Source organism: Knoellia sp. p5-6-4, from assembly GCF_029222705.1.
GTDB lineage: Bacteria > Actinomycetota > Actinomycetes > Actinomycetales > Dermatophilaceae > Pedococcus_A.
This window is the reverse complement of the sequence record NZ_JARGZF010000001.1, coordinates 1346350-1372648: the sequence shown is the minus strand read 5'-3', so window position 1 is coordinate 1372648 and position 26299 is coordinate 1346350. Positions and strand designations below refer to the sequence as shown.

Genomic DNA, 26299 nt, shown 5'->3' with positions numbered 1-26299 from the left:
TTCTTGGGCGCGCGACTCACGCTGCCTCGCCTCCTTGAGTGTCGTGGGTGTCGACGAGGGTCAGGGCACGGTGCCCACGATGGGAACTGGTGAGTCCCGCAATGTCCTCGTCCGTCAGATAGGCAGAGCGCACGCGTCGCAGTGCGCGAGTGCCTTCGGTGCGGACGAAAGCCACGCCCGGCGTCAGTTCGCTGATGTGGTCCGCGGTGGCGCCCAGGTCTCTCGCGCCCTCACCGAGCACCATGTCGACCTGGATCGGGTTGTCGAGCCGCAGTGCGATGCGAGTGGGGAACAGGTCACGCCAGGCGACGACGTCCTTCCCGGGGTCCTGCACAGCGGCCAACACAGTGATGCCGCAGGCTCGCCCCTGAGTGAGCAGGATGCCGAGCGCCTGGTCGATACGCCTGACCACGGAGCGCTCCGCGAAAGCGGTCAGTGTGGCCAGCTCGTCGATGACGGCAAGGATGTGTGGAGAGTCGACCGAGGCGGCGTGCTTGCGCAGGCCGTGGCGAGCAAGGCCCTGAGCCCGTCGGTCCTTGAGGTCCACCAGTTCCTCGAGCATCCGACACATCGACTCCGGATCTGAGTCCTCGAAACGACTGAAGAGTGGGAGCCCGGGACGCAGCTCCATGCCGCCCTTGGGATCAATGGCCCACACCTGTACTCGTCCCGCTGAGATGTCAGGGGCGAGTCCATGCAGGAGCGACCAGAGGATCGATCCCTTCCCTGCTCCCGTAGCGCCGGCGATCAGCAGATGCGTGCCAAGCAGGCGCACCTCCCAGTGCGTACCGTCCTCGTGTCGCCCGACAGGTACAGCTTCGAGGTCCACGTCACTGGCCTGCGGCAGCGGGCGAATCACGGCTGCGAGGGCGTCTCGCCGGTGCAGCTCGAGCCAGACTCTTCCGGGTCGGTCAGCCACAACCCGGGATTCTCGACAGCCGAGGGCGTGGGCGATGCCAGCACACCGAGCCGCGACGTCGGACGGAGTCAGCCCATCGGGAAGGCGGAGGCTCAGGCGATCGACTCCCTGAGGGGTCACCACAAGCTTGCGGATACGCGGGACCTCACCGTGGCGGTGCGTCTGGCGACCGACATTGGCGTCGTAGGCGACGAGTCCGTTGCGCGACGCGACCCGTTGCCAACGCGCCCGGTAGTAGGCGCCTCGCCACACCCGCTGGACTCGGGGTGCTGCGACTTGTGTGAAGGAGGCGGGGTGTAGGACCCGCCAGGTCACGAATACGGCAGCCGCGCCGGCTATGAGGAGTGCGGCTGTAGTCCAACCTTCACGGAGGCCGACGATCATCAGCCCGGCGACGATCCCCGCCATTGCCGCGTTGCGAAAGGCGAACAGCAGCAGGGCCCAGGCCGTTACGAAGGCGAGCCAGACTGAGCGAACCACGGCCTCGACCAGTACGGGTAAGAGGTCATCGCTCTCAAACATGGCGTCCTGTGCAGTCCTCTGCCTCATCTAGCCCACCACCCTTGCGGCATCGGCGACAGCAGAACCCAAGAGCTGGGCGGCCTCACCGATGTGTCGCTCCGCCTTCAGCAGGTGGGCATCGATCTCCCGGTCGGGCACGGCGTGGATGCGGTCGCGCAGCTTGCTCTGCTGGCCGTAGATTTGTTCCTGTTCACGCCAAAGCGCTCTCAAGGTCCCGTGAAGCTCATCCGGTGAGACTCCAAGAGCCTGGCTCCAGTCGATGACCTTCCCACCGCGCATGTCACTGCTCCCTTCGGAGTTCCGCTAGCGCGTCGTTGAGACGGTCGCCGGCTGCTCCAAGCGCTCGGCTTGCCGAGGAGATCGACGCGAGCATGTCCTCGTCCGGGACGTCGCCCATGCCGATCCGAAGCTTGGTGAGCTCGGCGTGGAGCTCCTCGACGTGGCGAACTCGCGAGGCAAGAGCCCAAGGCAACTCCTTGATGCCGACGCCCAATGCCTCGGACCAGGCGACCATGTCGAACGCCCGCACGGTCAGGCCGCCTTACCCGGGCTGGGGTTGGAACCGGACGACTGGCTCTTGACCGGTCCCATAGCGTCGGCCTTGTAGGACCAGGCCACTCGCGAGAAGTCCTCACTGACCTTCTCGACGTAGGGGAGAGCCGTCAGGCCGTGGAAGATCACCGGCGTGAACGGTGTGCCGCTCTCGTTGGCGGGCGGCACGGGCTGGACCTTTGCGCTGAACTTCACGACCACGGTCCGTGCTGCCCGGCTTGCGTCGGGGTCGGCATCCAATACGTCGACCGACCAGATCGGCAGGCCGGTGTCGGCATCGAGCTGCTGGACCTTGTTCTCCCGGGTCGACCTCTCGAAGTCGTTCACCGGGCTGACCTCGGAGACGAGGTAGGCACCGTGGGGGAACACCTCGTCGTGGCTGATCTTGAACCGCTTTGCGATGGCCATGGCTGCTCCTTTGGTTCGCGTGTAGCGCACTATGCACTACTGCATAGTTAGATCATGCAGCAGTGCATAGTTCTGAGTCAAGGAAACGAAACCTACGGCCTATGCGTCTCCGGGATACCGTGTTTGTCGTCCGCGTGCCCGACGACAGCGGGCTCCTTCGCTGGCTGACGCGCGAGCGATGCCAGCTCGATCCGGCTCGAAGTGCCGCTCTTGCGCAGCAGGTTCGATACGTGCACACTCACGGTCTTCGGGCTGATAAACAAGGCTGCGGCGATCTGCGCGTAGGTCTCCCCAGCGACGACGTGGCGCAGGATCTCGCGCTCCCTACGGGTGAGGCTCAGGTGGGCGAGTGGCTGTGTACTGCCTGTGTTGGTGTCGGGAACCGGTCCGCCAAGTCGCAAGTGCGCTTGCGTGGCGAGGTCCTCGACAAGCCGGGCCAGGGGCCGGGCGCCCAAGTCAATCGCCTGAGCGCGGCTCTGGCTGAGGGCGTCCACCGCGGCAGGCCGCCCTTGCCGTTGAGTGAGAAGTGCATGGCCCAGGAAGTACAAGGCTCGCGCGTGCTCGTAGCGCAGACCTGCCCGCTCGGTCGCCGCAACAGCGGCATGCCAAAGCCTCGTCTGCTCGCCTAGGTCGCCTACGCATCGAGACCGGTCGGCGGCATAGAGGGAAGCCAGCGCTGGGTGCACCAGGTCGAGCGGTCCTCGGTTCAGGAAGAGCGGCGGCCTGTCGCCGCGCAGTTTCTCGATTCTTCTGAGCTTCGTGCGCGCTTCGTGTGTCAATGCCGAATTACCTGACTCTGCGAGGTCCCCTGCAGCGCGGGCGGCGTAATGGAGATACTCGTCGGCGGCACCCGGTTGCACCCGTACGGCATCGCCGATGTGCTGCTCGACGAGGTCCAGTGCCAGGCTCGGATCCCCCGAGGCGATGGCGAAGTGGACCTCCGACACAAGCCGCAGGTCTCCAACGGCGGTAAGGCGAGGGATCAGTTCCCGGGCCCGTTGCAGGTGCATGGCTGCGGCGTCAAGATTGCCCTCCAGCCCGGCCAGCCGAGCGGCAACGCAGCGACTGAAGCCCGCCCATCGGTTGGACTGCTGGAAGGAGAGGATTTCGCGAATCATCGCGCGTGCCTCGTCCCATCGGCCGAGCTCTAGGAACCAGTCGGCGGCGATACACCCAACATTTGCGGCGTGCGTGTGTTGGCCTTTATTCCGGATAAGGAGGTAGGCCTTGCGAGTGACCTCTGCAGCCGCAGCCCACTGTCCGGTGTCCTCGTAGTTGTTGCTGAGGAAGACGGAGGAACGTGACACGAGCTCGGTGTCTCCGAGCTCCTCGGCCATGGCGACGGCCCGCGCCGCGTCGGCTATACCCTCCTCGGTGTACCAACGCGTTTGTGAGCGTACGGCGAGGGCCCAAGCGAGTGCCTTAGGGGCTCCGAGCTGTTCTGCCAGCCGGACAGCCTCCTCCGCATGGGCCGCCGCCGCGTCTACACCCTCCCATGCTTCGTCCAAGGCCAAATGCGCCAGGCATATCGCGCGCTCCTCAGAGAGCGGAAAGGCCGCGGTGAGCTGGAGGGCCTGAGGCAGCAAGCTTGCCGAGAGGCGGCTGCTGGCCTCGAGGTTGTCCTGGAGAAAGGCCAGGGGAAGCAGTATGCGGGCAGCGGCCAGGGGTTCACGATGGCGGTCAATTCGATCCAGAGCATGCTGGTATTGACGCTGGGCCTCACGGTATTCGCCGGCCAGTTCGGCCGCCGAAGCTGCGCGGGTGAACAGGCTGACCGCATCTAGCTGGTCCGACGCTTCCGCGGAGAGAGCAGGCAGGAGGCCGACGGCAGTCGACAGATGGCGATACTCCTCGCCAGGGGCGTTGATCTGGGCGGCCTCGTCCGCTGCCCGCAACGACCATGCGAAGCAGCGATCCGCGTCCTGCACGGCGGCGTAGTGCAAGGCGAGGTGGTTGGCCCGGTCTCGCTCGCTCACGCCTACTGCGCTCTCCCAAGCCGTGATCCACGTCAGTTCTAGGCTCGCTCTCTCAGGGGCACTCAGTGTCCCGCCTACCACCTCGGCGAGGAGGGGGTGGCGAAACCAGACATCTCCCGACTCCGTGTCCAGCGTGATCCCTTGCGCGGTCGCGTTAGCCAAAGCAGGTTTGAACTGCGTTGCTCCCACACCGGTCATCTCGACCAGGCCGGACAACAGCGAGTACGACACTGGTCGGCCGCTTACCGCGAGAACCTGGGTCACCGTTCGAGCCGCGGGGCTGAGCCGATGCCACGTTGCGAGGAGTGCTTCGCGCAGGTCATTGGCCCGCCCGACGGCCACGTCCTCTCCCGCGCCACTCTGGGCCACGAGGAGCTCGATCAGATATGGGTTGCCGCCCGAGCGCTCGTAGATGCGTTCGGCCAGCGCCGCCGAATACGATCCCGCGTGCTGAAGCACCAACTGTTCTGTTTGCCAGAGATCCAGGCGTGATAACGGCAACCGGCGGACTGAAGGCATGTGGGAGACGTCTGCCAACCACCCGTGCAGACGGTGGCCCTCGCCGAGTTCGGTGTCACGGTACGTGACATGAACGTGTAGTCGCTGCCCCTCGGTAAGCCCGGCGATGAGATACGAGAGCACGTTGAGTGAACTAGGGTCGGCCCAATGAAGGTCCTCGATCACCAGCAGGGTCGGGCGATCCTGACAAAGCGCCCAAATGACCGATCCAAACTGAAGGATGACGCTTCCTGAGTCGGCCGCCGTGGAGCCGGACAGCGCCGGGACCAGATCGCCGACCGCTCTGGCGTCCGCAAAATGGGCACCGCGCGCTGATGAGTTTGTCCTTGCCAGCCACGACGCAAGGGCTTGGCTGAGCGGCAAGAAGCCTGTGACATCCGCGCCGAAGCGCAGGCATTGGCCCGATAGGACGTGAAAGTCCCGGGCGCGCGCCAAGGTTACAAGCTCGCGGGTCAGTGCGGTCTTGCCTATCCCGGGCTCCCCGCAGACGAGGGTGGCCATAGGCTCGGCCTGCACCGCAGACTCCAGCCCCGACGCCAGTTGCGTCCGTTCCAGCAGCCGTCCTATGAGCCGGGGCTCGACGCCCATAACCTCATTCTCCACGCAACACGCATCCGATACGTCGAACGAATGACGTGACCTTGTGTCAAAGCTGTTGGGTGCCCTGACATCGGGGTGGAAGCGATCAGTGGCTGCATATCGGCTACGCCCCGCGCGCTGACCGGAACGAGGCGGCTGTCAGCCGCCTCACTGCTTCGGCTGCGCACCGCCCCTGTGTGACTCCGTAGCACGGTGGCCACCCGTGCGTGAGCGCTACCTGTTCTTCTGGGGGCATACCTGCTTGGGGTGTGCGGTCCAGGGTGGGCAATCGGGTCCCATCAAGACTTGGGAGCGACGCGGCCCAACCCGTGCGCGCCCCCGAAGGGTGCAATCGGATGCCGATACCTCGAGCCGCGGGGGCAAGCCGTCGCCTCCGCGAATGGTTGTGAAGGTGGGGGTCGGGGTGCTCCCCACGAGAGGGGTGGGAAGGGAGCGTGTCTCGCAGCCGGTAGCGGCGAGCACTGCCACGCCTGCCACGATGGCGAGTGAGGTCAGTTGCCTCTTCATTTCGTCCTCCTTTGGGCCGGGAGGTGGTGCACGCGCTGCACGGGACGGCGAGCTAGGTGTGCACAGTGGCGGCGACTTTCGCCGAGATCGATGGGTAGGAGATCTTGAGACCGCTGTTCGGTGTCGGTCCCACGCAACACGGATCAAGTCAGAGCGCGCCGCAGGGACGCTGACATCACCTGACAGGGCGGGATCTGAGCGCCGTCGGTGAGTCGGCTACCTGCTCCTCAACCAAGCCGGTGCTGGCACGCCGTTCCCGGTGAGGTTGTCGCACTTCACGTACTGGACACCGACGCGGGTAAGCGAGCATCGGTGCTCGGCGGCTGTAGGAGCCGCCGAAGTGTTGCTGTCGCCAGCATCGGGACGCGCCGTGGCCGAGATGGCGTTGGTCCCGATGAGGAGGAGCGTGCTGACCGTGAGCGCCAGAAACCGGCGCGGGTGCTTTGCGGTGGTGGTCATGGTCGTGGTCCTTCGCCGAGGTGCGGGTGTTGATGGGATCACCGTCGCGCCGGCATGGCTAAGGCCACATCGGGTGCTATCCCTCAGATAGTTCACTCAGCTACTTAGATCTTGACCCTCCGTTGGATGCCTGCACGTGCTGTCCTCGAGTCGGCGGCCAGGGGTTGCGCTCCTCGTCGGCCGAATCTGCTGAGACTGAGGGACTTGGCGACAGAAGACGAGCCGCGGTCACGCAGGGTGCAGGCGATGCCGCTCGCCCCCGGGTGCGCAGCTGCGGGCGGAGGCGCAGGGCCGTCCTGCGAGCCCTGTGGTGGACCGCGCGCAGTTGCGGCCTGGCAAGGCCTGGGGGCGCGGGGCTTCGGCGAGGTTGGAGCGAGTCAACTGCTGGAGGCTGTGCTCTCACCGTGAAGAGCGAACCAAAGCGCGGCGGCGGTTGCAGCAACGGCCGCACCCAAGAACGGGGCACCTAGGCCTAAGACCTGTGCTGCCCATCCGCCCATCAGGGCGCCAACAGCGCCAGAGCCAAGTCCGACTGCCCGGGTGCCGGCGCTGACTCTTCCCAGTTTGTCGTCCGGAGTAAGCGACTGGCGAGCGGCAGCTCCGATCACCGTCGCGGTCATGCTCGCCATACCGACAAGAACCAAGGCGGCTGCGGCTACTACTGGACGTTGGACCACGACTATGAAGCCCCACGCCAAAGCTTGGGCGGCCAAGCAAGCAGCGTAGATATGCAGCGGACTGGCTCGCCCCCCAAGCTTGCTGCTGATACCGGCCGCTACAAGGCCACCCACCGCAAGCATCGCCAGGAGCAGGCCGAATGCACGGTCATCGAGGCCAAGCCGGTCCTGGGCAAAGAGCACGAGGGTCGCGTAGGCGAGGTTGTAGACGAAGTTGAAGGTGGCCATGCCAATGGTCAACGCCCGCAGCTCGCGATGCCGAAACAGGAAGCGCAGTCCCTCTGCGACCGATGCGGAAATACTGGCCTGCTTCACCGATTCGGACACAGGCCGTCCAAGGCTCAGGCCTGCAAGCAGTGCGGCCGAAATGAGAAAAGTCCCAGAGTTCAGGCCGAACGGCAGCGCAGCCGCAACCGCGAAGAGGGCGGCTCCCAGGGGTGGGCCGAGCAACGACCTGCCTAGGAGGTCAAGACTCCAGAGTCGGCTGTTGGCCGAGGCCAAGGTCTTGACGTCGCGGCCGACCACCGCCGGAATGGCTGCCTGTGCAGCAGGGTCGAAGAAGCACCCGGCAACACCTACGAGGAACACGACCAAGGTCAGCAGCCATACCGAGCCCAGCTCAGCCGCAATTGCCCAGGCGAAGCCACCGAGCAGTACCGCGCGCACGATGTCGGCGAAGACCATGGTCGACCGCCGCGACCATCGGTCCACAAGGGCCCCTGCCGGCAGGCCAGCGATCAGCCATGCGGCATACGTGGCGGCCACAGTGATCGACACACCGACCGGGTTGCGGGTTAGGGATGCCGCCATGAGTGGCACGGCAGCGATGACCATGCCCTGCCCGGCGATGGAGACCCCTGTGGAGGCAAGCAGCCGACCAAGACCCCGCGACGTGGGGGCCTCGGTCGACTCCTGCGCCGCCATCTGCTCAGTCATTCAGACCGCAGGAGGTCGTAGTCGAACTCGCCGTTCTGGGCACCCGCGATGAAGGCGCGCCACTCCCGCTCGTTGAACTCAAGGATTGGCCCGATGCCCTGCGCTTTGGTGTCCCGGACTCCGACGGCGCCATCCGAGTAAGCCACCTCCACACACCCGCCCGTGTCGCTGATGATGCTCTTGCGCCACCGTGCGGTCAGCCACTTCTCATCCATGCGATTCCCCTCGGTTGGATTCACGACGCCACTCGACGCCGCGCCGACTCGACCGCCGCACGTGACTCCTTGCGACCGAGTGCGTTCTTCTGGAGCCGGGTGAAGAGCTCCCGGTATGCCGCGACGTCACCTTCCGCTGACAGGTACAGGTCCGCGGTCTGCGCCTCCGCCAGGACGACAGGTGGGCCAGTGGCAAAGTCGTAGATCACGAACGAGCTGGAGGCGAACACGGCGTTCGTGGCGTCCTGGGGCCGGATCCGAAGGTCTACGAAGCCTTGGTCCATCGCCTCGAGGACATGGTCGAGCTGCGTCGCCATCACCGACCCGGCGCCAGGGGAAAGAGTGAGTGCTTGCTCCTCGAGGACGACCCGGTAGCTGACGTCTTTGCGGGCTCGAAGCGTCTCCTGCCGCTGTTGGCGTCGTTCGACGAACGCGCCTTGCGGGCCGAAGCCTCCTGACTTTGCGATCGCCGCCGCGTAATCAGCGGACTGAAGAAGGCCCGGGAACCAGAGTGCCTGGTACTGCGACAGGCCGACGACGCGGGACTCAACCGTGGCGACCTCCGCCTGGCGTCGAGGACTGCCGCCAGCCCGCACTACCCAGGCACCCTCCATGCCCTCGTGGCGCGCGACCGATGCCAGGATCTCGGCCCGGACCTCCTCCGGCACGCCGTAGTAGTTGAGGAGCTGTGCCACCTCTTCCAGGGAGGCGCCGAAGCGGCCGGTCTCGACCCGGGACACCTTGGACTGCGACCAGCCCAGTTCACGGGCAACAGCTGACCCTGAGAGGCCTGCGGACTCCCGGATGCGGCGCAATTGCTCGCCGACGCGAATCTGGGTCGCCTCAGGCATGTGAGGGCTCAATGCAGTAATGCATAGAGCGAGCATACAGACGGTGCCCGGGTCGAGTCGCGCTTTGGCCGGCCCGAGATTCTGCGGGGTTCGTACAAGTGTTCGAGGGCGTGGGATGCTGGCCTCATGGCAGGCGGCATGGGCTATCGGCGGGGGGCGCCGCTCCGTGACCGCCCGGTCAGCCCGGCACCAGGCGAGGTACGGACCCCTCCGCGAGAGTCCCGAGCGCAGAAGCCGGCGCAACGGCATTGCTGGGTCCGCGGTCCCGACGGCGCACCCGGCCCACACCCCGGGCTCCTCCTCGAGTGGCGATCTCTCGGTGAAGGCATGTGGGAGGCCTTGGTGGCCTATGCCGTCCAGGAGGGCCACAGGGTCACACTGGTCCAGCAGTGGTTGTCGGCGGATCTCGTCTCGCCGGCTCCGAGGGCAGGCAAGACCTGACCTCCATGTGCTGACCCTTCGGACCTTCTGACCGGTCGAGCTCATTCGACCCACACCTGTGCCGCAGGCATCCACCGCAGGCTGGGATGCGGCTCCGGTCCGTAGCTCCGCTCGCCCCACCGGTACCAGTCGCGTTCGGCCATGACAGCGATGGCGAGCTCACCGTCGTCGGTCATCCTGACGGGTGAGACCGCCCTCAGATCGGTCTCGGCGTCGGTCCCGTCCATCAGCACGATGCGCCGCCCGACGGGGTCAGGGAAGCCCTGCGCGGCGTGGAGGCGACGCAGCGTTGGCTCATTGGGATCGCGGTTGAGCTCCTCCAGCCAAGCCTCTTGTGGGCGAACGTCCAGCGTCGGTGACTCGCAGGAGACGTACTGCTCGACCCACACGCGCGAGAGGCCCACGGCATACCGGTTGATGGATTTCGTCTTCCCGTAGAAGTCGCGCTCCTCCTGCACCCAGACCGCCGGCTCGTCGAGGTCCTGCACCGGTTCCACCACATCGGAGACCATCCGTAGACCATCTCTCCACCCGTAAGCGAGCCAGTCACCGGAGGGGTCGTGGCTGCTCAACAAGAACCGGCCACGTCGTCCCACCAGGCCAACCTCGGCCTCCGAGGCCCGCCGAATCAAAAGGGCCGGTGGAGCGGCGTGAAGGGACTGGGTAGCGGCACCAGCCAACTCAGCCATTGGCTGCCACCGCCTCATCAGACGAAGGGGGAGTGGGGCGAGCGATAACCGCGAGCCGGTCGCGGAAGTAGGGGACTGACATGACGTCGTGCACCACCTCGACCGTCTTGCCGGTCCGCGGGGCGTGGACCATGTTGCCTTGGCCGTCGTAGATACCCATGTGGCCGTAGCTGCCACCCTCTGCGCCAGGTGTGGCGAAGAAGAGGAGGTCTCCCGCCTGCAGCGGTGAGCCGGGCGGGACGTGGGGGAGCGAGGCGGCTTGGGCGTCTGTCACTCGGGGGAGACTGACGCCAACCTGCCTCCAGGCGAACTGAGCCAGCGAGGAGCAGTCGAAGCCGACCGTCGTGGCCCCGGGCCCGAAGCCGAGGCTCGGTCCGGAAGGTCCGCCGCCGCCCCAGCTGTAGGGAGTGCCGAGCCAGCGAAGGGCGCCGGCGACCGCCCTCGCGCCGGGAGTGCCATCACCCGTGTAGGAGATTGAGTCGTAGCAGGTCGCCGACAGCACGGTGGGGTCCGCCACAACTTCCCGCGCAAGCGGCTCCCACCTCGCGTAAGCGCCGGGGAACGCGCTGGCCTGGACCTCCTGCGCCGCGGCGGTGAGCGGCATTGACTGGAAGTCCTTGACGTCCAGCAGCCCTGGCTGGCCGCCGCGACCACCGGCGTAGAAGAGTCGAGCCGCCACCGCTGGGTCCAAGCGTTCAGCCCGACTGCCCCAATCATCCCGTTGCTGAAAGAGCCCGAGGCTGTCGAGGTGGCCGTAGTCGATGTTGCGCAGGGTGGACTCCTGCATCGCGGTCGCGACGGCAATCACCCATCCGTAGGGGGGGACCTTGAGCTGGCGCCCGACCGCCACGATGGTCTGTGCGTTCGACACCTGCTCGGGAGTCAGGTCAGCCACCGTCACGGCAGTCGCAGCGGTGACGGAGGAGCACTGGCCCCCTGCGTAGCCGCCGTCTTGGTCGCCTTCGGAGCCGCGAAGGACCAGCACGGCGAGCAATGCGACCGCCACGCCGGCAACAACCACCACGGGAAGGGCGACGAGAGCGACCTTCGCCAGCCGGCGCAGCAACAGTCTGCGGAGACTGTGCCCGGCAATGGCAAGCAGGGCTACAGGCATCTCAGTTCCCCGGTGTCGTCCGGGTCAGCGAGGGCGTCTCGGCCGCTGGGGGTGCGTCGGCGGGGGCGATGTCTCGCGCCTTCCAACCACCATCAGAAGCTGACAGCGTGACCAGCACCTCGCCGCCGTCCGTGGGGACCAGCACGGTCGCGGAGGTCTTGGCCGAGGAGACGAGTCGTGCATCTCCCGTCACTCGGTCAGCGGGCACCTGCGCGGGGTCGGTCGAGGCGAGTGACCGCAGCAGCTCGGGGCTCGCCCACCGCTCCATGGCGGCATACCAAGCGTCCCTGCTGCCGTCGCTGGACCACGCGCGGACGAAGGCAGAGGCCACCGCGGTGGCGGACTGCTTCGTGACCGGACTGGAAGCGGACGGAGCCGACGTGGAGACCGTCGTCGTCGTGGGCCTCCGTGCTGGCGGGGAACTGGAGGCCGGAGTGGTCCCTTGGGTCGAGACGCTCGGCGATGTGGTGGCTGGGGCTGCGGCCGGATGCGGCGAGGCCTGACCGTCTGTGGCTCGACCGACAACGGCGAGCAGGGCGAGCGTGAGCACGGCCGTGATGGTGAGGTTCCGCCACGACCACAGCGGCCACCGCAGGGCGCGACCCAGTTCCCCGCTCATCGCTGGCCCTCCTCCTCCGCAGCTCGCTGGACGCTGAGCACGGTCTGCTTGGTCTCCGGGTCGTAGATCCGCGGACCGATGCCGTCCGGCCGGACCTCGTGGTGGGAGTCATGGATCGGAGCGAGGTTCTCCAGGCGGCGCACCGAGGTGGGCGCGCTGTCGACGACCAAGCCTTCGATGACGGGCAAGCGGGTGCCTGACCGATCGCCGGCGGCGTATGCCGTGCGCTCGGTTGTTGTGGTGCCGGCAAGGTCTAAGGCGGGGTCGGGCTGTGGGGCGGAGCTCGATGGCATTGGCGCGTCGCGATGTCCGGCTGCGGCCGCAACCGGGTTTCGGGCAGGCCCGAGTTCGGCGCGAGCGAAGACCGTTCCTGCGAGCACGCGTTCTTCCTCGGGGGTGGGCGTGAAGACGGGGGTCGGCCGGCCGAAGGCCTCGGCTGGAAGGTTGACCCGCCGCACCTGGCGACGAGTCCAGTCCTGCGTGGCGGTTTCGCCTGCCTCGGCCTGCGGCGGCTGGTGCTGCTGGGTGATGCGGTTCGCGTCGGTGTTCGCCTTGCGGGTGACGACGTAGTCGACGAGCCGCTTGCCGCCGCGTTTGAGGAGTCGTTGACCGTGGCTCGACTGGCCCAGGATCTGGGTGAAGCTGAGCAGGGGTAGGAGCAGGACGAAGGCAGCCAGCGTGACGACGAGGCAGAGCACCAGGGCGAGGAAACCCATGCTGGTTTCGGTTGCCCGGGACAGGATCGCCGAGACGGCGGTGGTGTGGATCGTTGAGCCGACCGAGAACGCCACCACGTTGATGACCGAAGCGCCGCCTATGTTCGCGATCTGCCGGACGATGCCCGACATCGGGGCCATCACGCCGATGACTGCTGCAGCAGGGAAGAACATGACCAGCAGCCGCAGCATCACCAGGCCGGCGAAGACGAAGATGTCGGCAACGAGTCGGAAGGTGGCGGTGAACAAAGCGCCGAGGAAGGCCATGAGTCCGGTGCCGGCTCGACCTCCTGCTTTGCCCTGCACGTAGGAGTAGGCGACCGGGTCCTGCTCTTGGATCTCGGCGGTCGTCTTCTTCCAGTTCTCGGCCTTGCGTTCGGCGATGCGCTTGCCGGCCTCAGGATCCTGACGCGCCAGCTGGGCCTCGGCCCAGGTGAAGGCACTGGCCTTGAAGAGGTCAGGGGCCCACTTGCGAGCGGCCGCTGTGTCGCCGGAGCCGAACTCGCCGCGCACCCACGCGTCGTAGGCGATGCGGTCTACCAGCAGGGCGCCCTGTGCGCGGGCCGGGTCGGCGGTCTCGGGAAGACTCGACAGCCCGGCGCTGCTGGCGTTGACGGTCGCGATGGTTGACGTCACGGACTCGTCGAAGAAGGAGGCGACCCGGGTGGGGTACTGCCCGATACCGGCGACGACGGCGAGCACGAGCATCGCCCAGGCTGCGGCGGAGGTGACCGCTGACAGCCGTCCAGAGGTGGAGTAGAAGAGCAGGAGCGCTGCCACGCCAAGAAGGGCAGCCCCGCCCCACGGGTTCCAGATCGAGTCGTTGAGGCGCTGGGTGACCGTGGCGACGACGTCGTCGAGCGGGGCCATGTACTCCGCTGGCCGGCTGACCTTGTTGTGCAGGCCGTTGGCCGCGGAGGTCGTCCACACGGCCCCCGAGAGGAAGGCGTTGCCGACGGTGGTGTCGAGGGTGGCGTCCGTGTCCCGCAGGCCGCCGCCGCAGCCGAGGTCGTGGGTGTGCCAGCTCAGACCGGCGTATCCGTACTGCTCGTAGACACTGGTCTGTGGCTTCGCCACGAACGGATCCAGCGGGGCAGGGGGCTTCGTTGGCCCCTCGTCGAGGAAGCCGGGGAGCCCGACACCCGGCATCTGCGCCACTGGCGCGTCCTTGCAGTCGGGGATGCCGGGAACCTGCGGTGAGGCGGACGCTGGCGCGGCAAGGACCAGGGCCAGTCCGAGACCCGATAGGGCGACGGTAAGGGCGCGGCGCAGCCGGTTGCCGGACATCTCAGGCGCTCTCTCGGGACTCGGTCACGTCGGTCGGCGAGCCCTCGTAGGCTTGCTTCTGCTCGCCCTGCAAGCCTCGCGCGATGCGGTTGCGGGCCTTGTCGGGGTCGGCCGTGGTCTTAAGCGCCTCGAGCAGTTGCGGGTGGGCGCTCATGTCCATCCGGATCCGCTCTATCCCGCCAGTCCCGTCACTGAAGATGAACTCGCGTGCACCTCTGCGGCCCTCGCGGGTGGGTCGGGAGAGGGTCCCGAAGATCGACTCATAGCCCATGCCGTCTCGGATGCCTGGGAGGAACCGCAGGGCGTCGCGCTGAGCATCCTCGCCGGTGAGCCGGCCGATGAAGGCGGCCGAAATGAGGTTGGCCAGGTCGAGTTTGAGCAGGTCTGCCGGGTTCTGGCTGGCCATGAGCACTCGCGTGTTGTGCTTGCGGCTGTCGCGGGCTGCCCGGTCGATGAAGCGCCGACCGGTGCTGAACGTGGAGAGTGCCCAGGCCTCGTCGATGAAGATGCCCTTGCGGGCGTTGACGTCGCCGAAGTACATGCCGCGCTGGGTCAGCCAGGCGGCGAGGTAGAGCACGCACATGCTCAGGCGCTCGTCGAGGTCCTCGGAGTAGGCGGTCGACTCGTCGGGAAGGGCCAACCCCCGGAGGCTGTAGACCCTCAGGAGCGGGTCCTGCCGGTCGTAGTCGTGCTGGTAGCCGGAGGGGAAGATGAGCCGGCCGTGGCTCGTCTTGGCTGCCTCACGGAGGAAGTCGGCCAGGTAACCAGCGTGGCGGCGCAGCTCGGGGTCACCTTCGAGCCTGCCGAGGGCGTCGACGACGTCCATGGTCGAGGCGGTGTACTTCGCGGGCACCGATCCGACGGCCCTCATCAGCGCCACCTCGGTCAGGACGTGGTCCTGCAGCTGCCGGGGGAGCATGGAGCGCAGGACGCTGCTCGTCAGCAGGCGCCGGGTGTCAGCGGCCTGGTCCTGCGCGGCCCGCCAGTCGAGGTCGGTCTCGTAGTGCTCGCGGCGAGGTTCGGCGATGACGCGGTAGGTGCACAGTGCGCCGGGGGCTGCGTCGAGGAGGTCGATTGCCTGAGCACGATCAGCCAGCTCGGGCAGCCGGCACAGGGCGGTCAAACGGCCGGAGGGATCGAGCACAGTCCAGGGCACGCCCTGCATCACGGTGCGGTAGATGATGTTGCCGCCCGCCGTGGACTTGCCGCCACCGAGGCCGGCACAGAGCACCGCGAGTCCGGATTCCTCGCCGCGCTCCGTCATCTCCCAGGGTTCCCAGGTGACGACCCGGGCGGAGGTGCCGGAGGTCTCCCCGAGATGGATGCCGACGCGATCACCCACCTTCGCGGTGGCCGCGGGCACAGCGGCGGCGAGGGTGGTGACCGGCATGCGACGCTTGTATGCCGTGGAGCCGAGCTTCTCGCCGGGGATGAACTCCCGGGCGACTGCGTACTGGTCGGCAGGGCGAGCGATGGTGATCTGCGGGGTGTAGAGCTTGCGGACCAGCGACGCCCGCTCGAGGGCCTCCTCCTCGCTCTCGCCCGAAACGGCCAGCCGGTACCAACCAGAGGTTCGAGTCGACAGGCCCGAGAGCCCCATCGAGATCTCGTCCTCGACGGTGAGCGCCTTCTCGGCCTGACGGTCCAGAGCGCCGGGTGCGGGTTCGTGGTGCTCGACCTCGTAGTGGTCCTTCTGTGCCCGGATCTTCTGAATGTTGCGGCGCATGGCCATGCCGACCTTCGCCGAGTCCTGGACCTCGACTCGACCAGACCACTCGACGGGGAAGCCGAGCTGGTCGGTGCGCTGCATCCACGGGATGCCGGCCGGTATTTCGAGGTCGGTCATGCGACCGACGGACAACACGCAGACGTGACGCTCAACCCGGTGGTTCTCGTTCTCGCCGATGACGCGGATGGTCCGGCCGTAGGGGATGGCGAACCACTCGACGTGATCGGTGAACTCGTGCAGGTCCTCAGCCTCCCAGTGGCCAGCGTCGACCGCGCCCAAGGTGAGCGGGGCGGGCAGGCCGAGGGAGCAGGATCGGTGGAGGAGCCATTCGAGCTGTCGCGGGGTGGCAGGAGCGCCGTCCATGCCGGGAGAGGCCATGACCTCGTCCGTCGCGCGGATCTGGTTCGAGAGGGCCAGCACCTCGCGGTCGGAGAGCGACCCGGCAAGGCCGCCGAGAGCCTTGTAGAGACCCTTGCGCGCCGGAATCTCCACGCCGACGTAGACCTCCTTGTCGGCCATGCTGCGGCCGGAGAGGTGGCGCTGGTCCGTCATGAGGTAGTCACGCCAGCCGGGCAGTGGAGCCGGCGCGTTGGCGTCGTGGTCGGCCGCCCACCGGCTGACCGGGTAGGGCCGAGTGGTGACGCGGATGTGGATGCTGCGCTTGACGAGCTGGGCGTAGGTGTCGGCGCCGTCGATGATGAGCTGCTCGCGAACGCTGTCAGGCCGGAAGGACCATCCTTGCGGGTCGAGCAGGTACCAGGCGTAGATCTTGTCTGCGGTGACGGTGCAGTGGCCGCTGATCCGGCGCAGGGCGAGACCTGACTTGCTCATGCTGTCGTCCCCTCGAGTTGGCGAGCCTGCTTGGGGGCTCGGCGTTGAGCCCGGCTCAGGCGCGCGGGGACGGCACGCACCCGAGCCGGACGGATGGTGCCCGCCCGCGGCTTGGTGCTCTCACGGGGAGCGCCGACTTCATGGGCGAAGCCGGCCAGCACGGAGCTGAGCGGTCGGTCGGCATCGACGACGCTGAGGATCAGCCTTGTCAGCCCCACTGTGGCAAGCAGGCTGTAAGCGAGGGTGAAGAAGCCGAGACCGATCCCGAGGCGCCGCTCGATGACCTGCAGGATGACGAAGACAAGGGCGCCCACCGCGTAGGCGACGTACCTCGCGCGGAAGGGCAGGGTCTTGTTCGGCGGGCCCAGCCAGACCGCATTGACGTTGTAGATCTCGTCGTCGACCGGCAGTCGCATGACGATCAGCCCGTGATGAGCCCGGCCATCCAGGCACCGAGACTGCCTGCCTGACCGCTGCTGGCGATGCCGAGAACGGCGAGTGCGATGACCACACCGGCGACAACCTTCATCGCCTTCGCATTGTCACCTCGCTGAGCGAGCACGAAGAGCATCACCGCGATGAGCAGGAGGAGCAGCGGGATCACGTTGTCCTTGATCCAGGCCTGCAGGCCCCCGGTGCCCGCAGCGGCTGCGAGAGTGGAGTTGAGCGCGTTCATGATCGTCCCCAATCGGTTGGTGCGAGGCGGCCGCCCACGCATCAGCCATTTACTCGGGGTCAGGGGGCCCTAGTCCACTCTTTGTCCTAGTTTGAGTTGATTTCTTACCGTTTGTTGACCTAATGTTCGTGCTCTGGACTCACGCCGACTCCGCTGCCAGGGCCGAGCGCATGGACCTACCGAGCTCGGCTCACGTCGTCGACGGGTGGTCTCGCTGCCTCGTGCGGTGAGCACCTGCCAAGCCCTCATGGACCGGGCCGCACGGCGCTGGATGCGTCCCTCGTGTTGCGTGCTTGCGGCGTGGCCTTGTCAGTGCCGTCTGGGAGCGTCGGTACCATCTCGGGGTCTTAGGAGGAGGTTCGGTGGCGGTCGCGATTGACTTATTTGCAGGTGCAGGCGGTTTCTCCCTCGGCGTGGAAATGGCGGGGTACACCGTCACTCACGCCTTGGAGATTGATGCTTGGGCGTGCGACACGATTCGTACGAATCACTCTGGCACAGAAGTCTTCCAGCAAGATGTCACTGCAGTGGAAGACAAATGGTTTCTTGATCATTTTCCGAAGAATCCCGACCTGATGGTGGGAGGTCCCCCTTGCCAGGGGTTCTCGCATGCCGCTGTTGGCAGACAGGACCCGAAAGATCCGCGCAACTCGCTATTTCGGGATTTCGCGAGGGCTGCGCGGGTACTCGAGCCGAGCCGCGTCATCATGGAGAACGTTCCTGGGATTCTTAGGGCTAAGACTAGCTCCGGAGAGTCAGTCCAGCATGTCATCGTTGAGGAATTTGAAAACCTAGGATACAACGTGAGCGTTCTCGTTTTGAACGCGCACGAATTCGGTGTTCCCCAAATCCGACGCCGAGTATTTTTTGTGGCTGACAGCATGGCCACCCCCCCAAGCGCGATCCCGGCCACTCACGGCGAAAGTGGCCCCACCATATTCGGTGAGTTGAAACCGTTCGTGACGGTACGGGAAGCGCTCGGGGACCTCCCCTTGGTGGACGTCGGCAGCCGTCTCGACCCAGTGCCGTACACCTCAGCGCCCACCAACGCTTACCAAGCGGTCATGCGCGATGGGGCTGGAGAGGCAGTGCGCAACCACATGCCTATGCGTCACTCGCAAAGGCTTGTTGAACGATTCAAGACCATTGCGCCAGGGCAATCGCAAAGTCATGCTCCTGAAGAACATGCGCCTCGACTCCGCACTCGCACTGAGAGCCAAGGCGCGGGGCGATTCGACCAGAACAACAGGCGAATGCACTGGGATCGCCCTTGCCACACGGTGCCAGCGACGTTCTACGCCAACTTTATTCACCCGGAGTTGCACCGGAACTTCACTCCTCGCGAAGGCGCGCGCATCCAGAGTTTCCCCGACAGATATGTGTTTGAGGGGAAGCCAACCGTGGTGAGCCAGAAGCTGCTAGCCCGTGAGGGGAGAGTTGGCGAGAAGCACCTCTGCCAGTACGTCCAGATCGGGAACGCCGTGCCGCCGCTGCTGGCGGCCTCGCTACTCCGGTCTCTGGACGCAAACAGCACAAGAACTCGAGATGAGGAGAGCAATGTCGCCTGAGGTTCCGAAGCCTGCTGCCGAGGTCACGCTTGGTGACTTCGCCAGCTTCGACGAGGAGGGCGACTCGGTGCAGGACCTGCTCGAGGAGTCAAAAGCGGCAGCGCAGCTGGACGAGGTCGTCCGCACAGCAAACGAGGGCCCGGTGACTGCCGAGTCGCTATTCGGCGTTGGCGTGCAACTCACGTCGGCGCACCCGCATGGTTCCAACATCTTGAAAAAGGCCCGGGACATTCAGCGCGATGAGGACCAGACTCTGGCGCCGCTAATCAGGGGGATCGCTGAGAGATACAAGACTTGGCGGTCCCAGTCTGAGAGCCTTGCCTGCGACGACGTTGATGACCCCGCAGAGTACGTAGAGGAGCAGGCGTCCCTTTACCAGGCATACCGGGACACGCTCGATCATGAAAGCGTCGACGCCTTCGACTCCCGCGGGGCGCTGCAGCCCTCCGCCCTGGAAGAGTTCTGTTATTTCCTGTTGCGGCCGGTGTTCGCTCCATTCGAGCAGGACCTCGCGTTAGGGCACCGGGAGGTCTTTCAGGGACTTTACTTCACGGCTCCCACGTTTGCCTCTTTTGCGGAAATGCCAACCCCGCACTACCCAACGGGCAATCTCGATTTCGTCATTGGCAAGAAAATCGACTCGAACCTGTCCACTGAGCGCACTAGCAAGACAAAGTCGATATACGTCCCCGCTGTCGCGCTAGAGTGTAAGACATACCTAGATCGCCCAAGATGGATCGAGTCCGACATCCTGGCTTCCAACATCAAGCGAGGTTTTCCGGGATGTCTTTACATCGTCGTCTCAGAGTTCCTGAAACTTGACCTAGCCAAGGTAAACGTCTTGGGTTCTCAGATCGACAAGGTGTATGTTCTGCGACGAGCAAAAAACGTCGATCGTAAGATCCGAAGGGCTGATGGGTCTGGTTTGAAGCCCATCCACGCTCCGGCTTTGTTGGACCTCTTCGAGCGCGTACGGGACCACCTGCGAGAAGACTGGGTCTCACCTGAGAGTTGGGAGGACTCCGGCGTTTTGAAGTGACCTCGCCTCTCGGCCGGCCAGGCATCGCAATGGCCGCACAGCGGCCCCCGCATCTTTAGGCAGGGGCCGCTGCTGGCTTCCTCATTCGGGTGACTCTGTCCTCCAATAACCCCCGTCAACGCCGTGCGAGTGCCCTGTCGACAAGTGAGTCCGGACATATGGATCGATTCAGGACCGAAACCTCGTAGGCGCCGGCTTTCGCTTTAGCAGAGCGGTACCGTAAATCGCTCCTCGGGTGCCCGGGTCAGACCCTTGAAATAGACCTCTCCGCGCAACTCGATCAAGCGATGGCCGCAGAAGGAGCTTTCAAGCATGCTTACATACGTGGCCTCATTTGGCGATGAGGGGCTCTCCTCAGCAAGGGCGAGGTGCAGGTGTGAGCCGCCCCAAAGCTCACCCTTATGACATGTCGCAGAAGGGTGGTCAGTGATCAGAGTGCCCAACAAAGTCCGCTTCACCACGTCGTCACCCCTTGACAGACCACGAGATGGGTTGAGGTGTAGGTACACCCACCAGTGGCTACCCGCGTCGATGACAACGGTGTGGCAGGCCCGGTCCACCGCGACGACTTGGCCTGCACTAACAGCCCCCACATACTGATCAACCCCTGGGCCCGCCCCGAGATCGAGGCCGTGCTTCATGGAGCGACCGTTGGTAAAGGAGAGCCTGACCTTTGGTTCGGCCGAATCGTCGTCGACATAAGACCAGGTCGGTCCATGAAGCACATTTGTCACGCGCGCCTCGCTCATCGCGGGGAACGGAAACGAAAGAAGCGACTGCACATCCGTAGGAGTCCGCTGACAGAGCCCACGCGCATCTGCTGGAACCCACAGTGACGAGCCAGCGCTACTCCACAGGCGAAGTCTGAAACAGATCGGTGTGTCTGGTTGGAAGCCACCCCATCTCTCATGCGCGACAGATTCATCAAAAGGTCCCTCGATGAACCGTGTTTGCTTGGTCGTCACGTTCAGCAGTTCGTACCGAACAGCACTTGCTGAGGGTGTCCAACTCAACATAAATGTACCCGTATCCACCGCACCGCCGGTGAAGTTCTCGGGCGGGGATGGTCTGGCGGTTTGTTGAGTTGGTGAGCCTGCAAAGGCTGATGTTGAACCAAGGGTCAGGGCAAACGCTACAAATGCAGCCCCTGTCAATAGCAGTAGGCGCAGAAATGGGCGTCGCCGCTTTGCAAGTGAGCTTGGTGTGCTAGCCATAATGCACTCCGGGAAGCTGGTGAGATAGCCGAGTGTGACGCGTTGCGAGCGGCCCCCGGGCCAATTGGCCGCCCAAGCAATGGCAATACACCCCGCGCGCTCGGTCCTTGACGACCACGGCTCGCAACCCGCGATGCGATTGAAGAAAGTGTCCCAAGATGTCGGTAGTGAGTGCGTTGCCGGACTCTTGGCCCGGTATTGCCGGGCGTTGCCGCAGAGAGTTGCCGGGTCTCGACAAGGCGGCAAAGCCAAATGCGCCTCTGGACCGTGATCCGGCTCCGACGAGCTGTGAGTGCGGATCCGAATCCCTTTGCAGTAGAGGCAGATGCCAACAATTGCATGCCCTGGACCGCCCGTGGTCAATGGCTCGATCGGAAGCTGCGCGCCTAGCACCAAGGCACTAGGGCGGTATCCACGCACAGCCGGTCGTCTCCCGTGCTCACCATCTCGACTAACGCAACGCTCAACAACGAGCGTCATCTCGTCAGGCTAGGACTGATGCCGCCGTCTCCGGACGGTTCAGCACCGGGCGCCTACTCGTTAAAGGAAACGATCAGACTGTACCGAAAGCGTTCAAAACTGACGGTGAGGACTTTCTTCACTGGCTTAAACGCGGCTTCGCCGCGCGGCCGGGGCCTTCGGCCCCGGCCGTGCCGGGCATGCGGCCTGGCGGCCGTTCCGGGCGCGGCCGGTCCCGTCGACCGCCGGCACAACACAGCATCGCCCCGGGTCCAGTACCAGGGCGCTGCTCTCAGCTCAGCGGTTCATCACCTTCTATTGCGCTGCGGACGGCAGGGGCTGGCGCGTGGGTGCCTGCCGTAAGCCCCAGCCGTGACCACAAGCTGGGCTCGCCTTCGCATACCCGTGTGGCGAAGTCCCGTACCGGCATCGCAGCCGGTCACCTTCCAGCACCGCCCGATCAGGTCGCTGCGCAGACCCGCGTGGTTGCCTCCGCGCGAACGCTCAGTTACAGCCGTCCATGGGCACAAGATGGGCACATGACAACGTCGTCCGACCCGTACGACTGGTCGAAGTTGACGCCGTTCGTGCGGCAGACGCCGTTGGTGCCGACCCTGACGCGGGGCCACAGACGCTCGTAATGAATAGGTCAAGGGTTCGATTCCCTTAGGCGGCTCAGACAACGCCCTCCGGTTCACCGGAGGGCGTTTCTGCTGGTCAGAGGCAGTGCGGACCGCCTGCGCGAAGGCGGCTAGGAGCCTCATCGGAGCCATCGTCACCCGCTCAGGACGGCCTTCGTGCGCACCGAACGCGCACATGGCGGTCCGGAATCGAACCCTCACGCCCGTGCATCAGGTTGTCGTTCCATATCCCCGTCAACCCGGCTTCATTTGTGTGCTCTTCGTCGGGGACGGAGAACTCAGAACAACGACGCTCGTGCGGCTGAGGGCCCAGGGAGGGCCTGTCGGCCCCCTGTGGTCTCGGCGGTCGGGTGCTTCTTTGGCCATCCGATCTCATCGTGTCAGGGCCAGTTGGGCGCTATGACCACCGTGGGTGTCGGGCGGCCCCCAAGCTCGGGGGAGGCTTGGGGGCCGTGCCACACGGGCCCGCCTGTGCCAGCCGGTGCGGCGGGTGCAAGGCCTGCGAAGCAAATCGGGAACCAGGGGTGGGGGGACAACTGCCCCGATCTCCTGCGACCTTGCTCTCCTACCATGACCTCCGGGGCGGGGCCGCCAGCCATGCCATTGGTCCCACCAAGTCGGGTCGATGGTCCCGGTGCCGAGATGATGGCCCTAAGCGCTTCGGGTGACCCCGGAGGCCAGGCACGCCTAGGGAGAACTGCGTGAGGGCCAGCAGGATGGGCGTCCCTTGCCTATCCGCCCACGTGGAGGATTGGCCGCCGGGCTGGGTCCGGTTCCGCGCGGCGAAGAATCTCATGCGTGAGCGGCGGGACGTCGCCTTCCCCGGCGAGGAGGAACCTCAGGACGTTCTCGCCGGGCGGTCGTTCGCTCCACTCAAAATAGACGTGCGGGGGCGCGGTCATCCGGTCGCGGATGGCGAGCAGAACGGCCGCGAGCACGTTGGGGACCGAGGTGCCGCCGGCCCGCAGGATCTGGTGACGCCCCACCTGCACGGCCGTGACGGTCACCGGTGAGGTGAAGTCGCTGGCGTCCGTGACGTACGCCTCGAGGAAGATTGCGGACTGCCAGCTGCGCAGGTGGTTATCGAGGCGGACTTCAAGGTCCTTGTCCTCGTACTCGGTAGGGTCGCCGGCGTTGAGCTTGTTGGCGATGAAGCGCACCGGCTGCCCACGGTCGTGGGCGTTGTCCAAGACCGCACTGGCGGAGTCGTCGAAGACTACGGTGCCCACCCGCAGCTCGGTGCTACGGCTGATCCGGGAGGCGACGCTGAAGCTCAGGATCATGGCGATGAAGAGCAGTGCGATGTAAAGACCTTCGGGGCGTTCGAGGATGGTGTCCAAGAAGGTGTACGTGAAGACCAGGCTGATGACCGCGAAGTAGCTCGCGGCGCGGTGGTGGCCTCGTCGCAGCTCGGTGAGGAAGACGGCCACGGCAGCTGAGAGCATGAGCGCCAGGACGCCGGTGGCGTACGCGCCCGCCTGCTCGTCGACCTTGGCGCCGAAGGCGATGGTGACGGCGGCAGCAACCAGGGTCAGCACGAGTACCAGTGGACGGGTGGACCGCGCCCAGTCCGGAGCCATGCCGTAGCGGGGCAGGTAGCGGGGGACGATGTTGAGCAGACCGGCCATGGCGCTGGCGCCGGCGAACCAGAGGATGCCGATGGTAGCCGCGTCATAGAGAGTGCCGAACAGCTCCCCGAGGCGTGCGTGCGCCAGGTACGCGAGTGCTCGACCGTTGGCTTCGCCCCCGGGCTGGAACTCTTGTGCCGGGATCAGGAGCGTGGTGACCAGCGAGGACGTGATGAGGAGGACGCTCATGATCAGGGCGGCCGTGGTCAGCAACTTGCGGGCGTTGCGGATGCGGCCCGTCGGCTGTTCGGGGTCGTCGTCAGGATCGCCCTTGACCAGGGGCATCACCACCACACCGGTCTCGAACCCGGAGAGACCCAAAGCGAGAGCAGGGAACACCAGTAGTGACGCGCCGATGATGCCCCAGGGAGCTGAATGTTCAAGGGTCATGGCGGATGTCCAGCCATTGAGCAGGCTGGGGTTGCCCACGACCTCGACCAGGCCGGTGGCTATGACGACGGCCGACAACCCGAGGTAGACGGCCACCAGCACCACGGCGACGCCTATGGCCTCCTTGAACCCCTTGAGAAAGATGGCCGCCAACAGCGCGATCAGCCCCAACGTGAGCAGCACCTGCTTACCCTGGAGGGGGTCGTGCAGGAACGGGTTCTCCATCAGGTGCGCGCTGGCGTCGGCTGCGGACAGGGTGATCGTGATGATGAAACCGGTCGCCACGAAACCCAGCAGGGACAGCACCAGCAGTTTGCTGGGCCAGTAGGTCAGCAGCCGCTGCAGCATCGACAGGCTGCCGTCACCGTGGGGGCTCTCATGGGCAACCCGGCGGTACATGGGCAGGGCGCCGAACAGCGTGACCAGCACAAGGACCAAGGTGGCCACTGGCGCCAGTGCCCCGGCGGCAAGGGCGGCGATGCCCGGCTGGTAACCGAGCGTGGAGAAGTAGTCCACACCGGTGAGGCACATGACTCGCCACCACGGCTGCACGTGGTGCTCACGCTGCGCCTCCTGCTCGCCCTCGTAGTACCCGCCTGGATCCGGCTCGCTGGCATCGAGGAACCACTGCCTGAACCGACGGCGCGTCTCGAGGTCGATCACGGCGCCACCCTAGTTGTGGCGCTTGCCTTGGCAGCATCGGACTCTGGCATACGAGAGATTCCTGACTTGGGCACGCCCGCGCTTCTTGCGCGTTCATCCGCGACGGACCGTGCGAGGCGGGCCTGCTCATGTGCGTGAGCCAGGGTGCCCGCACTCATGCGGCCTCCCGAAGTGACGCAGTCCGATCAAGAACGGTGCGGAGAACGCGAACGTCAGCACATTGACCTACGGTCCGAACGCCTCTGAGCCACCCACGGGACCCCAAGACGGTCAACCTGATCGCGCGTCAGGAGAGGGCTCCGGCGGGCCTGATCGTCGCCCAGACGACCTTGCCACCGTCCGCGGTCGGAAGGGCGCCGCAGCCGCTCGCCACGGTTCGCACGATGTGCAGGCCCCTGCCGCCGAGACCGCCCTCGGAGCAGGGCCGCGTAGCGGGTGCCGCCCCCAGTCGGTCGCGCACACCGACCCGCAGCATCGACTTCCCGTCGCTGGCGAGCATCACCTCGAGGTCAGACCCGGCATGCCGCAGGGCGTTGGTCGCCAGCTCGCTGACGACGAGCTCGCCAACGGGGATGCAGCTCGGCACCCCCCACTCCTCGCAGGCCTGCGCCAGGAACCGACGGGCCGCGCGGGCCGCCGTGGGGCTCGGGCCGAGGAGCATCCGGGCGCCGAGCAACGGACGGTGGAGCGCGGCCTCGGTCCAGGCCGAGAGCATCGAGGCCGCGAAGCGCAGGTGGCGGCCTTCCCTGCGGTGCCCGATGAGCTCAGCAGCGCTGCGGTCCTCGAAGGCCATCACGACCGGTGTCTCGGGCCAGGCCTTCGGATGCCGCCCGATGGAGGCCAGCGTGTCCAGGGCCGACCAGCCCACCTGGTCCAGCCGCCCGGCGACACCGCACACGACGGCCCTGGGGTACTCGGCCAGCACCGACTGGATGCCGTGGTCGATGTCGTCGGCGACCTGGTCCAGCGGGCCATCGGTCTCCACCACCCAGACATCGTGCTGGGGGTAGGCCCGCACCCTGCCGTGCCGGCCGACGCCGCCCGAGGACGCCCAGTTCGCCCCAGCCCACGTCGTGGGGGCCTGCGCCCGCCCTCGGGGCGCCCCCAAGCAGTCCCCCCGCACCACTGGGTCGCTGCCTGTCGCGACCCCCGGTCCACACTCGTGACCCGACCACACCATGAAGAACCCCGCCTCTTCCATTGGGGCACGCGGACCCCGCCACCGCTGCCCACCCCCGAGTCACCAGTCTCAGCCATGGGCCGCCGCGGGGAAATACGCAATCCGCCGTACTACTCGCGCGTCCACCGCAGACCACTGACAGCCACCGCAGGCAAACGGCCGTTTCGGCGGGCCTGCTCCACCGTTGCACGTAGGTCCCTCTCCACCAACGGTCGGATGCGTTCTCCACCACGCCTCACCACGATGGACGTCTCGGCGCCGGCGGGCGCCGAGA

At 66.0% G+C, this 26299-nt stretch carries 20 protein-coding genes; 3 read left to right on the top strand and 17 right to left on the bottom strand.

Annotated features, from left to right (window positions below):
• Positions 1-16 precede the first annotated feature (16 nt).
• From P2F65_RS06610 to P2F65_RS06560, 11 genes are all read right to left on the bottom strand, one after another.
• A complete protein-coding gene (locus P2F65_RS06610; RefSeq protein ID WP_275805334.1) occupies positions 17-1441 on the bottom strand; it encodes an FtsK/SpoIIIE domain-containing protein in 1425 nt (474 codons plus the stop codon).
• Between the two features lie 27 nt (positions 1442-1468).
• On the bottom strand, positions 1469-1720 hold the full coding sequence (locus P2F65_RS06605) for a hypothetical protein (protein WP_275805333.1): 252 nt from the start codon (positions 1718-1720) through the stop codon (positions 1469-1471).
• Position 1721: 1 nt separating this feature from the next.
• Positions 1722-1970 (bottom strand): hypothetical protein, encoded by a 249-nt coding sequence (locus tag P2F65_RS06600; RefSeq protein ID WP_275805332.1) that lies wholly within the window; start codon positions 1968-1970, stop codon positions 1722-1724.
• A 2-nt stretch (positions 1971-1972) separates the two neighbouring features.
• Entirely contained in the window at positions 1973-2401 is a 429-nt protein-coding gene (locus P2F65_RS06595; protein WP_275805331.1) for a plasmid replication, integration and excision activator, read from the bottom strand.
• 92 nt (positions 2402-2493) lie between these two features.
• Positions 2494-5484 (bottom strand): LuxR family transcriptional regulator, encoded by a 2991-nt coding sequence (locus P2F65_RS06590; protein ID WP_275805330.1) that lies wholly within the window; start codon positions 5482-5484, stop codon positions 2494-2496.
• Between the two features lie 1355 nt (positions 5485-6839).
• Positions 6840-8075, bottom strand: a complete 1236-nt coding sequence (locus P2F65_RS06585) for an MFS transporter (RefSeq protein ID WP_275805329.1) — start codon at positions 8073-8075, stop codon at positions 6840-6842.
• The gene (locus P2F65_RS06580) at positions 8072-8290 is read right to left on the bottom strand and encodes a DUF397 domain-containing protein (protein ID WP_275805328.1); all 219 of its coding nucleotides are present in this window, start codon (positions 8288-8290) and stop codon (positions 8072-8074) included. Before P2F65_RS06580 ends, P2F65_RS06585 begins: the two co-directional genes overlap by 4 nt.
• Before the next feature lie 20 nt (positions 8291-8310).
• A complete protein-coding gene (locus P2F65_RS06575; RefSeq protein WP_275805327.1) occupies positions 8311-9141 on the bottom strand; it encodes a helix-turn-helix transcriptional regulator in 831 nt (276 codons plus the stop codon).
• A gap of 482 nt (positions 9142-9623) precedes the next feature.
• Complete coding sequence (locus tag P2F65_RS06570) at positions 9624-10178, bottom strand: hypothetical protein (protein ID WP_275805326.1); 555 nt, start codon at positions 10176-10178, stop codon at positions 9624-9626.
• Between the two features lie 85 nt (positions 10179-10263).
• Positions 10264-11385, bottom strand: coding sequence for a C40 family peptidase (locus tag P2F65_RS06565; RefSeq protein WP_275805325.1), 1122 nt, complete (start codon positions 11383-11385; stop codon positions 10264-10266).
• Position 11386: 1 nt separating this feature from the next.
• On the bottom strand, positions 11387-11653 hold the full coding sequence (locus P2F65_RS06560) for a hypothetical protein (protein ID WP_275805324.1): 267 nt from the start codon (positions 11651-11653) through the stop codon (positions 11387-11389).
• Here P2F65_RS06560 and P2F65_RS06555 point away from each other — a divergent pair.
• Entirely contained in the window at positions 11652-11888 is a 237-nt protein-coding gene (locus P2F65_RS06555) for a hypothetical protein (protein WP_275805323.1), read from the top strand. The two genes, P2F65_RS06560 and P2F65_RS06555, sit on opposite strands and share 2 nt — an antisense overlap.
• A 112-nt stretch (positions 11889-12000) precedes the next feature.
• Here the strand turns inward: P2F65_RS06555 and P2F65_RS06550 are convergent, their stop codons facing one another.
• The 4 genes from P2F65_RS06550 to P2F65_RS06535 are packed head-to-tail and all read right to left on the bottom strand — an operon-like array spanning position 12001 to position 17243.
• On the bottom strand, positions 12001-14007 hold the full coding sequence (locus tag P2F65_RS06550) for a hypothetical protein (protein WP_275805322.1): 2007 nt from the start codon (positions 14005-14007) through the stop codon (positions 12001-12003).
• 1 nt (position 14008) lies between these two features.
• A complete protein-coding gene (locus P2F65_RS06545; RefSeq protein ID WP_275805321.1) occupies positions 14009-16567 on the bottom strand; it encodes an ATP-binding protein in 2559 nt (852 codons plus the stop codon).
• Positions 16564-16983 (bottom strand): hypothetical protein, encoded by a 420-nt coding sequence (locus P2F65_RS06540; protein ID WP_275805320.1) that lies wholly within the window; start codon positions 16981-16983, stop codon positions 16564-16566. The genes P2F65_RS06545 and P2F65_RS06540 overlap by 4 nt, the downstream gene beginning before the upstream one ends.
• Before the next feature lie 5 nt (positions 16984-16988).
• Positions 16989-17243: a hypothetical protein gene (locus tag P2F65_RS06535; protein ID WP_275805319.1), complete on the bottom strand. Its 255-nt coding sequence runs from the start codon at positions 17241-17243 to the stop codon at positions 16989-16991.
• A 362-nt stretch (positions 17244-17605) separates the two neighbouring features.
• Here P2F65_RS06535 and P2F65_RS06530 point away from each other — a divergent pair, with 362 nt between their 5' ends.
• A complete protein-coding gene (locus P2F65_RS06530; protein WP_275805318.1) occupies positions 17606-18811 on the top strand; it encodes a DNA cytosine methyltransferase in 1206 nt (401 codons plus the stop codon).
• Complete coding sequence (locus P2F65_RS06525) at positions 18801-19850, top strand: Bpu10I family restriction endonuclease (protein WP_275805317.1); 1050 nt, start codon at positions 18801-18803, stop codon at positions 19848-19850. The genes P2F65_RS06530 and P2F65_RS06525 overlap by 11 nt, the downstream gene beginning before the upstream one ends.
• 3045 nt (positions 19851-22895) lie before the next feature.
• Here P2F65_RS06525 and P2F65_RS06520 read toward each other — a convergent pair.
• On the bottom strand, positions 22896-24845 hold the full coding sequence (locus P2F65_RS06520) for an amino acid transporter (RefSeq protein ID WP_275805316.1): 1950 nt from the start codon (positions 24843-24845) through the stop codon (positions 22896-22898).
• Positions 24846-25131: 286 nt separating this feature from the next.
• Positions 25132-25833 carry an ATP-binding protein gene (locus P2F65_RS06515; RefSeq protein ID WP_275805315.1) on the bottom strand — a complete coding sequence of 234 codons (702 nt, stop codon included), beginning with the start codon at positions 25831-25833 and terminating at the stop codon, positions 25132-25134.
• Positions 25834-26299 lie beyond the last annotated feature (466 nt).